This window comes from Nostoc sp. DedQUE04 (assembly GCF_034530995.1).
GTDB lineage: Bacteria > Cyanobacteriota > Cyanobacteriia > Cyanobacteriales > Nostocaceae > Nostoc.
Genome location: NZ_JAVRCA010000061.1, coordinates 2331 through 15749, shown reverse-complemented (window position 1 = coordinate 15749; position 13419 = coordinate 2331). Strand labels below are relative to the sequence as shown.

The following is a 13419-nucleotide window of genomic DNA, read 5'->3' as shown; positions in this document are numbered from 1 at the left end:
CAAGAGGAATGTGAATGACTAGTCCATCTTTTATAAATGAAAAAAATCTTTATGAACAAGATTTTTACTTATGGACACAAACAATTGCCCAGCAGTTAAAAGAAAATAATTTTAATGAAATAGATATACCTAATCTAATTGAAGAAGTTGAAAGCATAGGGAGGAGTGAAAAACGCGAGTTAAGAAATCGATTAATTGTGCTATTGATGCACTTGCTTAAATGGCAATATCAACCAGAAAAACGTATTGAAAGTTGGCGTAGTACCATTTCTGAACAACGTATCTGCATTGAAACATTATTAGAAGATAGTCCCAGCTTACAACCTCTACTTGCAGAAGTATTTGAAGTTTGTTATCAAAAAGCTCGCTTCAAAGCATTTGATGAAACAGGGATTAAATTAAATTTCTTTCCTCAAGAATCTCCTTTTACATTAGAAGAAACGTTAAAAAATAGTTATTAGGTTGAAGGAAAGAATGAATTTTTATACTGTCGTACTTAGAAAGAATTCTGACTATTGGGTTGCTTTATGTTTAGAAAACGGCATTGTCGGTCAGGGAGATAGTCAAGAAGATGCAATTAAGAAACTGAAAGAAGCAATTGAATCTTTTAAAGTTGTTTATGAGTCTGAAAGTAATATTTATAAATCTCCCGTTTCAATAGATGAATTACATGAATTTTTATTTCTTTAAGGCAAATACATAATATTGGATTTCACTGCCTTAAAACTAACTTAAAAATCAACTTATTTTAACTAATTCTTTCTAGCCATATTTTTAATGATCTATTAATGATATGTTTAACGTCATCAACAATTATCTCTTCGTTCGCTGATTTTTTAAAGATTAACTGTCTACCTTTAACATGAGTAATATTGTTTGGCTCTAGTTCTTTAATGATTGAATTGAAACTTGTGAAATAAAGAAGGTTTTTTGAATTTCCTGGGACGCTATAAAAGGTATAATCAATACTAAGATATGATAATTTTTCCCAAGATATACTTCCTTCTTTTAAAGGAATATATCGCCAATATGTTAGATATTCATCCATTGTATCAATTTGCATTCTTACAATAGTTTTATTTTGGCGGTTGGGAATAATTAGCCATAAAAACAAGAGTATCTTTTTCGATTTTCTATCAAAACATAACTCTGCACATGGTCTTATCTTATCCTTACCATATTTACTTGCATATATAATACTTCTATTCACAACTGTTTCTTCTAACCTACGATCAAAAGTTAATATCTGATGTCTAATTTTCGTGAAGTTTTCTATTTCTGTGTTTGTTAAGGAACCTAACCAATCTAATAATAATCTTGGTGGTTCAGGAATATTATCATTTTCTTGATTTTGTAAATTGACTTCTTGATAATTAATTTTTATAATTTTTGTTTCTGATTTGTTATGAATCTGAGATAAATGAAAATAAAATTCATTATTTTCATAAACAATGAGAAAAGTAAATAAACTAAAATTTAATCTACTGTGTTTTTCATCAATTAAATTATGACGATGAAAGCTTGGACAGATGGCTAATAGCCGAATTTCTTCATCATAATTAATATTAGTTTTTAAAGGTTGTTCTTCTAGTAAATTGTCATAATAGCGTGTGAGTTGATTAATCACATATCTATCTTCTGTATTTTTCAGTTCAATAATAGCTAGTTGATTATTTTCTCCTATTGCTAGGATGTCACAAATTTCTCCTTTTATAGATAATTGGCGCGTTAAGGGCTTTAGTTCAAATATTTCTTCTAAATTCTCCCAAACAAAAGTTTCTAATTCAGACTCATCAATAAATTTCCAGCCTTGCTCGCTTTTGCGTAATGCTACGTTCTTTTGCATAATCAAAGTTAAGTAATAATAAGTAGAGAAGCCGATTATTTTTTAAACCATAATGAGACAAAAAGCTTTTTATATTAAGCTTTTACTGAGATATTCTTTAAAAAATATATAGGCTGATGTTTTTAATTTATACTAAAAATTATCTGATGTCTTTGTTTGGACAAGTGAAGGTAGTGAAATGCGATCGCACCCTCTCACTTCCCACACAGACCTAACCCTCCAACCCCCTTCCCGACAAGGGAAGGGGGAGAAATCCGGCTCCCCTCTCCGCTTCGGAGAGGGGCTGGGGGAGAGGTCAATCATATAAAAATAAACACCTATTTTCATATTTTATAAATGAATAATCCAACACCCAAAGAACCCTATCCATCAAAAAAAGAAGGAACTCGCAATATTGTAATCGGATACAAAGCAGACTTAGTTAAAGTACAACGTGCCAAAGAACTTCGTCAGCAAATGACATCAGAAGAAAAAATTCTTTGGCAACATCTTCGTGCTAATCGCCTGAATGGTTTGCACTTTCGCCGTCAGCAGATTATCAATGGCTTTATTGCAGATTTCTACTGTCACGTAACTGCATTAGTGATAGAAGTAGATGGCAAAATTCATGAACAGCAAGCCGAATATGATCCAGAACGAGACAAAGTTTTGTCAGTTAGGGGACTGCATTTGTTGCGAATTAAAAATGAAGAAGTGAGACACGAACTTGATAAAGTTTTGATGCGTATTTCCACAGCTTGTTCTCAAGAGACCTAACCCCCCAACCCCCTTCCCTACGAGGTAAGGGGGAGAAATCCGGCTCTCCTCTCCGTTTCAAAGAGGGGTTGGGGGAGAGGTCAATCTATGCGATCGCGTATGTTCCAAAACAAAACAACGGATTTGTATTAAGTACGTATGTAATAAGCCTTATGAGGGGAGATCGACGGTTAAGATAATGTCAACTTGATAATACTTCATCAAAGTATCGATCGATTTCTGCTTTCAGTATGTCAAAGTCTACAGGCTTGGTTAAGTGGCATTTGAAACCAGACTTCAGCGCAAGCTGCCGATCCTCTTGGCTACCATAGCCGGTAAGTGCAATCAGAATTGAGCGAGTAAATTTGGAGTCTTTACTCAGTTCCTGTGCAACGGCGAATCCATCCATTTTGGGAAGTCCAATGTCACAAATAATTACATGAGGCTCAAGCTTCTTTGCAGTTTCTACCCCTAAAATTCCATCCTTGGCAATGGAAACTTCATGCCCAAAATACTCAAGTACTGCTTGTAAGGATAAGGCTGAATCCTCGTTATCTTCAATAACTAAAATCTTCAACGACTTTTTCGCCGCCTCTGTAATCTCTAGGTCGTCGTCTGAGGCTGTAATCTCTTCGCACATAGGGAGAGTGACTTTGAATTCTGCTCCCAAATTTATCCCTCTACTTGAGGCTTCAACATTACCACCATGAAGTTCTACAAGACTTTTTACTACCGAAAGTCCCAAACCTAGCCCGCCCCGCGAACGATCTAAACTGCGATCGGCTTGGGTAAACGGCTCGAAAAGTTCTGGTAATATTGTCGGTTCTATCCCGATGCCTAAGTCTCTTACAGATAAGACTGCTACACTACCTGAGCCATTCTCACCTGGAATACATGAGAGATCCACCCAGATCGTTCCATCTGGCTGGGAAAACTTTAAAGCGTTATCAAGAAGGTTTCCAAAGATTTGGAAGAAGCGAGTGGAGTCAACATAAGCCCACACGGGCGCTTTTGGCAGGTCTTCTACTACATTAAGATTCCATCTCTTGATTGCTTGTGCATGGTCATTGAGACTTTGGCGAACCAATTCTACCAGATTAACCTTCTCAAGGTTTAATGAAATCTTCCCATAAGTGATGGACGACACATCAAGTAACTCATCGATCAATTTCGAGAGGTGCTTAATCTGGTTTTGCATCATTAAAACTGTTTCTCCGATTGCACCAGTCTGTCCTAGCTTCAACTTCAGTAGCTGAACGCCGTTGGAGATGGGGGCAACGGGATTCCTCAGTTCGTGAGCTAGCATGGCAATAAATTTGTCTTTTAGGGCATTTTGGTTCGTCAATTTCTGGAAAAGTTGCACGTTAGCGATCGCAACTGCTGTAGTATCAGTCAAAATCTCAAGCATTCCGATCTCTTCAGGTGTGGCTAGGTGGTGTGTACTCCAGTAAGCTCCAATCGCACCCAGGGGATCGGAAACCCGAATCGGAACCATCACTAAACTTTTGACAAAAGTTACTTTGTACGCCTCAATCGGAATTCGTGCATCCTGGTAAATATCCTCAATTACGGCTGCTTTTTTATTGAGCATTGCCCAACCGGAGATGCAAGACTTGAGGGGAAAACGCATACCTTTCCAAAGCGGGCCAATGGCGTTTTCATCGACATAGTGGCAACATTCACCATCCCGCAATACAAAAGTTACTCCATCAGCATTTGTGAGATCGCGAGCAGCCAAACGCACAATCTCAATAATTTCTTCAATAGTCCGCACACAAGCCAAATCCTTCACGACCGAAAGCAGCCTGTTGTAAGAGGAAATGCTATAGCTCCGATCTGAATTCTGTTCTTGAGAGATGGAGGTTTGTAATATATTTTTCATAAAGAACTCCGAACAAAAAGATACTAGTATCAAAACTTAGGTAAAACGGGTAGGTTCAGCAGACATCTACTTTTAATCGTAATCTTAACCTCTATATTGGGAGTACAATCTGTTACCGCATTTTTACTTTTCCTTATATAGTATGAAATTCTTCAAAATTGCTAAGTAAATATTCGTAAGTTACTTTTATTTATTAATGCAACTTTTGGTGTTTATTGACGGTGGTTACGTAACAGCTTAAACTCGTTATTTAGACGTAGTATTTGCAACAAAATCGAAGATACGTCACAATCCTTCGTAGACATCGCCATCGCAGACAAATTATTTGGCGATCGCTAAATAATACTCAAATCGCTCCCGGAGTTGTTCAACCGTCAGATTTTGAGTCCAGTACTCCACTAAGGCGTGACCAAATGCCCAAGCATTGCGATCGGGTGCAGCGGTGTTTTCCAGCAGGAGCGGCCAAAGGGCTAGCAATTCAAAGTTGACTGAGTTGGGGTTTAAGAGTGAGAAAAGCTCATATCCCATTTGCAGTTTGCCAATTACAATCGGCAACTGTTCCACAGGAATTTGCTTTGCCAGCATATATGCTAAAGCTGGAGATCCGGTTGAGAGGGTAGAAACAAACTGAAGGACGGGACTTTTGAGCAATGCCGTTAATCCTTGTGTTGTCGTCATTTGGAAGGTGTAGTGGTCGATGATTTTGGCGGCGGCGACGATGCGAGTTTCTAGGTTACGCAAAAAGCGGGCGAGACGGAGTTGCTTGGTAGGTGCGATCGCATCCACTAATCCCAAGGATAGCGCTTCTACTCCCCAGGCAACTCGATTTGTTTTGCTGTCGCCTGTAACCACTGGTAGAACGAGATTACAGAAGTTTACTAGCTGTTTGGCGCGATACTCAGTGGCTTCGCGAATCGCAATTTCTTTGGGACGATCGCCCCATTCCCAATCATAAGGCGGTTGCCATTCGCGGATGGGACGCAGCCGATCTACTTGGGTGACGATCGCGATCGCAGGTAAATCTGCAACTTCTGCTTTGATGTCTTGCAAAAAGTCCACATCCATTTGCAGCGCAGGATCGAGGGCAGGAGTAGCTAACAGCAGCAAATCTGAATTAATGGCATAATCAAGCACCAGATTTCGGAGTTCGGCACGGTTGACTTGTTCGTAACCAGGTGTGTCTAAAAGCGTCAAAGTTTCCCCACTTTCAGTCTGCCATTGATAACTCTGAATGCGATCGGTACTGGGTAAAACGTCAACTGCTGCGAGATCCGCCTGAAATAGCGTATTAATCAGGCTACTTTTTCCCGATCCCGTGCGCCCCACCAGCAGAATATTCACGGGTTTTTGCTCAACCGCCTCGGCTGGTTGAGCTTGAGTCAGGATTTCTCGGAGTGTTTGAGTTTTTGGCTTGGGTAAAGTTGCTGGAGAAGCTACGGTTGCTGGAACTGGTAAGGTGCTACGTCCGTAAAGTGCGATCGCTTGTCGGCATAAGTTTCTCAAGGCAGCTTCCCGAAATAACTGGCTCAAGTTCCCCAATAATTGCTGAGTTGCTTGGTTACTAGAACCCTGACTGGCTTGTTTTGCCACCGCCGCCACCGGATTTAAGATCCACTGTGCCCAGTTCCAAGCTTTCCAGAATTTCCGAGCCGATGGTTCCAACTTTCGGTAGACTTCATATCCTTGGTATGCTTGTCCAACCGTTACCTGATTGAGGACAGGGGATAACTTTTGCATCCACTTATCCATATCATCCACCGTTCCCCGAATCAGCCCGTAAGCTTGGGGGACGTAAATATTCAACAGGGGATATTGAACTTCAGGATTGTAGATATGAGCGATCGCCACCACTAAATTCTGGCATCGCGTCCAAAAAGTTTGCCAGTCTTCCCAAATCGGGCGATCGCTTTGTGCTGCTTGGAGGATCTCTTGAAGGGCGGCTTCTGCAAGCTTTGTGGTGTCACTTCCCACTGGTAGCTCTACTGTATCCTCTGCTGTCGATTCCAGTTCTTCACGAACTTGAGTTAATACAGCTTCCACTTGGTTAACAGCTGGTTGAGTCCATTTGACTAGCAGCCAACGCCAACCAACAAATAAAACGGTGAATATACCCCAAATCCAATTAATGCCCCACGCGTGAATTTGTGAACCGGCAGACACCAGTAAGAAAATGATGATAAACGCGATCGGAATTGCTAAGACTACCCACTGCCACAGTTTTAACCGCACCATTGCCCCATACCTGCTTTGAAATGTTGGGAAATTCGAGTTTTTGTCAAAATTACTCTTATAAAGAGTCTATCGTCTCCAATGCAGGCAGGATGGGGCGGGGGAAAGGGAAAGAAAAAACCTTTAACCTTTACCCTTTAACCTTTTCCCAAAACCCGAGCAGTATTGGTAAACCAACTAATATTTTTGAGTGCTTATATTAGACCTCTTGCATAAATAAAAAATAAAGAACCCCACCCCGCATTTGCTAACGCAAACGCTCCCCTCCCCGCTAGCGGGGAGGGGTTGGGGGTGGGGTGTTAGGGACTTTTGCAAGAGGTCTATTGATAAAAGCTATGTAAGAATTCAGTCCTTCTGAATTCAGAATAGTTAAACAATCAGGAGAACATTCGATGAATAAATATACCAATTATTCTAGATTCCTGATAAATTCTGGCTCCTGACCGGAGGCGGAGCATCTCCGGCTCCGCTCCTGGGTGCTGAATTCTTACAAAGCTATTAACGTTTTAAATACTTATTTAAATACTTAATATTAGTTAATCTTAAGGGTAGTTGGCAGCAAAAATTTTTAACAGAAGTTCCCAAGCGATAAAATTTGCGGACGATATCTAAGGCAAAGTATGGTATGCGCAGTCGCAGTGGGTAACACACGGGCAAATATAACCAGTAGTAAGCCTTTTTGAGGTCATTCCACTTTGAGCAAGCTTCTTGATGCAAGAAATCTGATATATCTACAACTAATCCTCTGCCTTGGTACATCATGACATTACGCCCGTGGACATCATGAGGGTGGAGTCCGCAACTTCGCGCATAGTCAAGAGCTTCATCAATGTCCTTTATTACCTGCTTGGGAATTAGTAAACCAAAGTGCATACAATCGTAGAGAGTTGTTCCATAAAGCCGTTTCAAGACTAAAAACCCATCCTTGGCGTAGAAACACTCAGAAAAGGCTGGATGATAACCTAGACGGTGGTAAACTTCTACTTCCTCTTCAAAACCTGGCCGTCCTGGGGCATAAATCTTAACTACACAGTCAGGGGAATCGGGGTGATAAAATACTGCGGCGTAGTTTCCTTTGCCAAGCAGCCGCCAAGGTTGCGGAAGATAACTGACCTTAATTGGATTATGGGGATTGACACTTTCAATCTGTAATCTAGGCAGTAGTTCCTGATAAATGTTTTTGACTAACTGTTTTAGGGGCAATTTGTCCATATTAATTCCTTAGCCAATTTACGAGGTTTGGGAATAAGGTTGACTTGAGTGAATTACGACCTAAATGATATCGTTGTAACTTCCCGTTAAGAATAGAGATGGCAATTTTTATTCACAACTCATTGCGATATTGATTCTTCTACCAACAATTCTGATGCTGCTTCACCCTCACCCAGGTTATCAGAATTAACAGATTTAGAAAAACCATCTGCTACATCTTTGATAAAACCAGCTACAGGTACCGCAACTAGTAAACCCAAGACTCCGCCAACATTGGTTCCTACAAGCAAAGCAATTAATACCCATATTGGTCTAATGCCAGTAAATTTGCCTAAAAGACGAGGTGCGATCGCCTGATCGATTAACTGATCGATAACAACAGCTACCGCAAAAACTTTAGCTGCTAGCCAAAAGTCATGTGACGCTATTATTAAAGTTATTAAAACCAGACTGACGACATCACCAAAGGGAATTAAGCTCAAAAGTCCAACTCCTAAACCAAAGAGTAAACCAAACTGGACTTGAAAAGCTAAAAATAATAATGTTATAGAAACACCCATCAACAAAGCCAAACTTACCTGACCAATTAAGTAATTTTGGAAGTTTTGCTGAATAGACTGGCTTATCTGCTGGGCAATATTTCCAGGTAATTTCTTAAATATCGCCTCCCAAATTCTTGGCCCATCTAACAACAAGTAAAAAGTTAGCACTACTGTGATTAACGCCTCAGAAACACTATCAATTGTATCTATGATAATACTTAAAAGTTTATCTGAAATAAACTCTATTTCATTAGGTAATTGGTCAGTTATTTGTGCTAATAGCTGACTTAAATTTACATTTAATTTATGTTTAAAAAACCAATTATTGAGAATCTGAAGTTTTTCTTCGCTAGAATCAATCCATTGGGGAAAGACTTTAACCATTTCATTGAATTGCTCTAAAACAATGGGTACTAAAGTGATACCCAAAGCTACAACAATTACCAATGCTAATATAAAAACCAATGCTACTGCATAGCTGCGTTTAACTCTCCGTTGTTGGAGAATCGAAACAGGATAGTTTAAAATAAATGCAAGCAAGGTAGCCAATACAAGAATTGTGACAACAGGTTGAAAGTTTTTAATCAGCAAAAATGCTAGCCAACCATTGAGGAATACTAGAGGAAATAACAGCGTAAAAATTAACCATCTAAGTAATTGGTTCAGTGGAAAATTCATAATTAATTTCAAAGTGAAAATTATTCTATTTACGAGATTTAACCGAGTAATTAAATTTGCTCAAGAGGAAGTAGACAAGAAAAACCTTTCCCGACGCTCCACTTCCCATTATTTCAATGATTAACTTTCAGCAAAAGCTAAAAATTGCTCCTCATTTATTCGCCCTGCTTGATACAGAGTATTAGTGATTTCCGAAATAGTTAAAACCGCATAGCTACGATAACCATTTTGCTGTAACCTATCTTTCACTCCTTGTTCGTGGTCGATAAATACCACAATATCATTAACCTTTAATCCAGCTGATTCCAACTTTCCTGCCCCTTCCATAACACTTTTGCCACTAATGAGAATATCGTCAACCACTACAACTGTTTCACCAGCATGAAAGTTACCCTCAATTACTCTCCGAGTTCCGTGTGCTTTCACCTCTTTACGCGGGAAAATCATCGGACAATGAAGGCGCAAAGCTAAACCAGTCGCAGTCGGTAATGAACCATAGGGAATACCTGCTAATCTATCAAAATTTAGATTCTTCAAAATATCCTCATAAGCTGTGAGAACTTGATTAAAAACTTGGGGATTGGAAATAATTTTGCGTAAGTCGATGTAATAAGGAAATATCGCTCCTGATGCTTGGACAAAGCTGCCAAACATAATGCAGTCAATATCATAAAGTTGTAAAATCAAATCTTGGTGAGGGTGCTGATTTAGAAAACAAACATCAGGAAACCACACAGAACAAGTAGAATTTTCGGAAATAATTTCAGTTTTGATTTGATTAATTTCTGCACGTAGGGACTGGACTTCTTTTGATAATTCGATATTTACCAACATATCTTGAGGAATAGGAATCAGTAAACCATCACCATTACTATTCAAGCCAGCTTCTAAAATTTGTTTCAGGTTTTGTCCCTCCGCCCAGATGCTACGCGCCATAATGATTCGTTCAGGTGCAACTGCTCGAATAAGTGCTAAAACTTCAGGATTTGTAGTTCCCACTTCCAAACCCAATTGTTCTGGAGTTCCCCAGGTTTTTGATTCTTTTACTACCTGTAAATAAAGGGGTGATTCGTTTGTCGGATATTGCTGTAGAGCTTCTGCACCTGGATTAGAAGTACAGCATAAAATAAATACTGCTTTATCAGGATAGACTAAAAAAGGTGCTATGTGATCTTGTCCTGTATAAGGACTGAGAGTGATTGCGTCCACTTGCCATTGTGTAAACACAGTCTGGGCAAAGATGCTACTAGTATTTAAGTCACTGTGTTTGGCATCTAAAATCACTGGAATATGGGCTGGAATCGCTGCTAAAGTTTTGTACAGTAGTTCTAAACCAGGAATACCTAAAGCTTCGTAAAAGCCGAGTGTCGGTTTATAAGCACAAACATAATCAGAAGTTTCCGCAATAATGAATTGTAACCACTTCTCCAAACCAGTGATGAGTTCTTCAGATTCATAACGCCCAGGCATCATCTCTGGATTTGGATCGAGTCCTACAAATAGTAAGCTTTGATTTTGTAAGATATTTCTATTCAATTTATCAAAAAAGTTCATTTTTTTTAAATAGTTATTGGTCATTGGTCATTAGTCATTGGTCATTTCTCCTCTCGTTTATTTATCTCCATGACCAAGTTTGTTTACTAAAACATTGATTCTGTTAGTTGAGTCCCTCCAGCTTTTTTCCCTAATTGATAGTGAATTACTACAAATAAGATAACCATCGGCACTGAGGCAAAGTGAACAATTCGCAATGCTTGCCAATCGCCAAAGCAATCCACAATCCAGGGAAATTGAGCAGGTTTATACATTCCTATCCCTGTAAATAATGCCAGCAGCAAAATAGGAATAATTGCTGTATAAGCAATCCGATGCCAAGCATAAATTAGGCGTTGAGAATTTTGAGTTTTTTGTAATGCTTTCAAGTCATTAGCACCGACAAAGCGATGTCGCCAACGTCGGGTAATAAAAATGTAAATTCCATACCACAACAGATTCAGCGAGAATAGCCACATTGCTGCAAAATGCCAGTGTCTACCTCCTGCCAGCCAACCTCCTAAAGTAAATATCCAAGGAATGTGCAAACCTGCGCGTCCACCAAAAACAGGGTTAGCGTTGTAAATTTGTAGTCCACTGGTGAGCATGATAAATAGACTAATGATGTTACACCAGTGGAAAATTTTGGCTCCTATTGCTTGAGTGGGTCGCTTTCGAGTTGGAGAGGGAACGTTGGAAGTCATAAATTTTGACTGATAAAATTTGTTGTTTATCTGTCTTGGGTAAATAGCCCAGCAAGTTTGGGTGGGTATTGCTCATTTTTATTTTCCCATCATTTAGATTCAGTATTTTGGCATTGATGGTCTACCATCTGCTGTTTGATTACCAGTAGACCGATGTCAATCCAATACCTAAATCAGCAGCGCAGCAGTACAGGATTGCTCTTTCTTGGTGGAATGAGGTTTTGTGACAACCCTAGAGTTGTCAAACGATCGCATTTTGGCTGGCGAATGCGAGAGCGTTTTTTATCCAGTATGTATTGGTGATAAACGCGGTTTACTTTTTAGACATCCTTTAAGATTAAAACATCAACAGGTATCAAACATCATTTAAGCAAGGAGAATAAGATGGCTAACACAGATAATCTCATAGGTGTGAGAAATTTGGGTATTGCGATCGCCGATTCCTTCATTGGTAGCACTGCTGCAAAAACTCCTCAGATATTGGAAGTTACTGGTCAAGGAGAGGTCAATGTTGCTACCACTTTAACTGATGTAGAATTGGGGATTAAAGTACAGGGAAAAACTGCAACCGAAGTTCAACAACTTGTTGCTCAACGTTCAAGTGCGGTAGTTGATGTCTTGCAAAAGCTTGGGGCGCAAGAACTTCAAACTACATCTATTCAACTAAATCCTGTTTATAGTTATGAAAATAGTACTCAAACCCTAACAGGTTTTGAAGGTCTGAACACACTTGAGTTTGAGTTACCAACAAATCAATCTGGAGCAGCAATTGACAAAGCTATTCAAGCAGGCGCAAATGTCATACAGAATATCAGCTTCACTGCCTCAGACGAAGTATTGCAACAGGCACGCCTGCAAGTTCTGAGCGAAGCTGTCAAAGATGCTAAAGCTCAAGCTCAGGCTGTTTTTAGTACCTTGCAGTTAACCCCCGGACAGATTATTGACATTGATATCAACTCAGATGATAATCCTAGACCCTCTCCCTTGGTGTCTAATTTAACAGCAGATAGGACTTTTGCAACAGCTAGTACAACTCCTATAATTGGTAGTCCTCAAACGGTAAAAGCTAGTGTTTCTCTAGATATCGGTTATTCTCCAAATTCAGCAGGGACTCTTGCTTCGGCTACTGATAATCTCATCGGTGTGAGAAATTTGGGTATTGCGATCGCCGATTCCTTCATTGGTAGCACTGCTGCAAAAACTCCTCAGATATTGGAAGTTACTGGTCAAGGAGAGGTCAATGTTGCTACCACTTTAACTGATGTAGAATTGGGGATTAAAGTACAGGGAAAAACTGCAACCGAAGTTCAACAACTTGTTGCTCAACGTTCAAGTGCGGTAGTTGATGTCTTGCAAAAGCTTGGGGCGCAAGAACTTCAAACTACATCTATTCAACTAAATCCTGTTTATAGTTATGAAAATAGTACTCAAACCCTAACAGGTTTTGAAGGTCTGAACACACTTGAGTTTGAGTTACCAACAAATCAATCTGGAGCAGCAATTGACAAAGCTATTCAAGCAGGCGCAAATGTCATACAGAATATCAGCTTCACTGCCTCAGACGAAGTATTGCAACAGGCACGCCTGCAAGTTCTGAGCGAAGCTGTCAAAGATGCTAAAGCTCAAGCTCAGGCTGTTTTTAGTACCTTGCAGTTAACCCCCGGAGAGATTATTGACATTGATCTCAACTCAAATGAGAATCCTAGACCATCTCCCTTGGTGTCTAATTTAACAGCAGATAGGGTTTCTACAACTCCTATAATTGGTGGTTCTCAGACGGTAAAAGCTAGTGTTTCTCTAGATATCGGTTATTCTCCAAATTCAGGAGTGATTCTCGATCTACCTCTTAATGGATTGCAGCAATTTGCTTAATCAGGACTTATGCAAGTTTCATAAGCACGTGGCGGACTACACCGCGCCCAATACCGTTCGGTTAAGGAATTTTTTGGTTAAGGCAGGCGACGGCCGCCTTGTTAATACATCGACTTGTATTGTGAATGCGGCGGCCGCCTTGTTAATACATCGACTTGTATTGTGAATGCGGCGGCCGCCTTGTTA

12 protein-coding genes are annotated in these 13419 nt (G+C 39.7%); 5 read left to right on the top strand and 7 right to left on the bottom strand.

Annotated elements, in window-relative coordinates; genetic code table 11:
- The first annotated feature begins 14 nt into the window (after positions 1-14).
- A complete protein-coding gene (locus tag RM049_RS30420) occupies positions 15-461 on the top strand; it encodes a DUF29 domain-containing protein (RefSeq protein ID WP_322706823.1) in 447 nt (148 codons plus the stop codon).
- A 13-nt stretch (positions 462-474) separates the two neighbouring features.
- Positions 475-690: a type II toxin-antitoxin system HicB family antitoxin gene (locus tag RM049_RS30415; RefSeq protein WP_322706822.1), complete on the top strand. Its 216-nt coding sequence runs from the start codon at positions 475-477 to the stop codon at positions 688-690.
- A gap of 58 nt (positions 691-748) precedes the next feature.
- Here the strand turns inward: RM049_RS30415 and RM049_RS30410 are convergent, their stop codons facing one another.
- Complete coding sequence (locus RM049_RS30410; RefSeq protein ID WP_322706821.1) at positions 749-1846, bottom strand: endonuclease NucS domain-containing protein; 1098 nt, start codon at positions 1844-1846, stop codon at positions 749-751.
- Positions 1847-2182: 336 nt separating this feature from the next.
- On the opposite strand from RM049_RS30410, the gene RM049_RS30405 reads away from it, so the two are divergent.
- Positions 2183-2602, top strand: a complete 420-nt coding sequence (locus RM049_RS30405; RefSeq protein ID WP_322706819.1) for an endonuclease domain-containing protein — start codon at positions 2183-2185, stop codon at positions 2600-2602.
- A 181-nt stretch (positions 2603-2783) separates the two neighbouring features.
- Here the strand turns inward: RM049_RS30405 and RM049_RS30400 are convergent, their stop codons facing one another.
- The 6 genes from RM049_RS30400 to RM049_RS30375 all read right to left on the bottom strand — a co-directional run bounded on the left by RM049_RS30400 (position 2784) and on the right by RM049_RS30375 (position 11361).
- A complete protein-coding gene (locus RM049_RS30400; protein WP_322706818.1) occupies positions 2784-4463 on the bottom strand; it encodes an ATP-binding protein in 1680 nt (559 codons plus the stop codon).
- A gap of 321 nt (positions 4464-4784) precedes the next feature.
- On the bottom strand, positions 4785-6695 hold the full coding sequence (locus RM049_RS30395; RefSeq protein ID WP_322706817.1) for a GTPase family protein: 1911 nt from the start codon (positions 6693-6695) through the stop codon (positions 4785-4787).
- A gap of 495 nt (positions 6696-7190) precedes the next feature.
- Positions 7191-7904, bottom strand: coding sequence for a serine/threonine protein kinase (locus RM049_RS30390; protein WP_322706816.1), 714 nt, complete (start codon positions 7902-7904; stop codon positions 7191-7193).
- 119 nt (positions 7905-8023) lie between these two features.
- Entirely contained in the window at positions 8024-9124 is a 1101-nt protein-coding gene (locus RM049_RS30385) for an AI-2E family transporter (protein WP_322706815.1), read from the bottom strand.
- A gap of 120 nt (positions 9125-9244) precedes the next feature.
- Positions 9245-10678, bottom strand: a complete 1434-nt coding sequence (locus RM049_RS30380; RefSeq protein WP_322706837.1) for a bifunctional orotidine-5'-phosphate decarboxylase/orotate phosphoribosyltransferase — start codon at positions 10676-10678, stop codon at positions 9245-9247.
- A gap of 86 nt (positions 10679-10764) precedes the next feature.
- Positions 10765-11361: a cytochrome b/b6 domain-containing protein gene (locus tag RM049_RS30375; protein ID WP_322706814.1), complete on the bottom strand. Its 597-nt coding sequence runs from the start codon at positions 11359-11361 to the stop codon at positions 10765-10767.
- Between the two features lie 223 nt (positions 11362-11584).
- Between RM049_RS30375 and RM049_RS30370 the strand changes: the two genes are divergently transcribed.
- Together RM049_RS30370 and RM049_RS30365 are read left to right on the top strand one after the other, a co-directional pair.
- A complete protein-coding gene (locus RM049_RS30370; RefSeq protein WP_322706813.1) occupies positions 11585-11731 on the top strand; it encodes a hypothetical protein in 147 nt (48 codons plus the stop codon).
- 14 nt (positions 11732-11745) lie between these two features.
- Positions 11746-13233: an SIMPL domain-containing protein gene (locus RM049_RS30365; protein ID WP_322706812.1), complete on the top strand. Its 1488-nt coding sequence runs from the start codon at positions 11746-11748 to the stop codon at positions 13231-13233.
- Positions 13234-13419: the final 186 nt, after the last annotated feature.

Bases quoted from the DNA above. Each gene is read 5' to 3' on its own strand.
- RM049_RS30420 (WP_322706823.1), top strand. From the start codon at position 15: ATGACTAGTCCATCTTTTATAAATGAAAAAAATCTTTATGAACAAGAT.
- RM049_RS30415 (WP_322706822.1), top strand. From the start codon at position 475: ATGAATTTTTATACTGTCGTACTTAGAAAGAATTCTGACTATTGGGTT.
- RM049_RS30410 (WP_322706821.1), bottom strand. From the start codon at position 1,846: ATGCAAAAGAACGTAGCATTACGCAAAAGCGAGCAAGGCTGGAAATTT.
- RM049_RS30405 (WP_322706819.1), top strand. From the start codon at position 2,183: ATGAATAATCCAACACCCAAAGAACCCTATCCATCAAAAAAAGAAGGA.
- RM049_RS30400 (WP_322706818.1), bottom strand. From the start codon at position 4,463: ATGAAAAATATATTACAAACCTCCATCTCTCAAGAACAGAATTCAGAT.
- RM049_RS30395 (WP_322706817.1), bottom strand. From the start codon at position 6,695: ATGGTGCGGTTAAAACTGTGGCAGTGGGTAGTCTTAGCAATTCCGATC.
- RM049_RS30390 (WP_322706816.1), bottom strand. From the start codon at position 7,904: ATGGACAAATTGCCCCTAAAACAGTTAGTCAAAAACATTTATCAGGAA.
- RM049_RS30385 (WP_322706815.1), bottom strand. From the start codon at position 9,124: ATGAATTTTCCACTGAACCAATTACTTAGATGGTTAATTTTTACGCTG.
- RM049_RS30380 (WP_322706837.1), bottom strand. From the start codon at position 10,678: ATGAACTTTTTTGATAAATTGAATAGAAATATCTTACAAAATCAAAGC.
- RM049_RS30375 (WP_322706814.1), bottom strand. From the start codon at position 11,361: ATGACTTCCAACGTTCCCTCTCCAACTCGAAAGCGACCCACTCAAGCA.
- RM049_RS30365 (WP_322706812.1), top strand. From the start codon at position 11,746: ATGGCTAACACAGATAATCTCATAGGTGTGAGAAATTTGGGTATTGCG.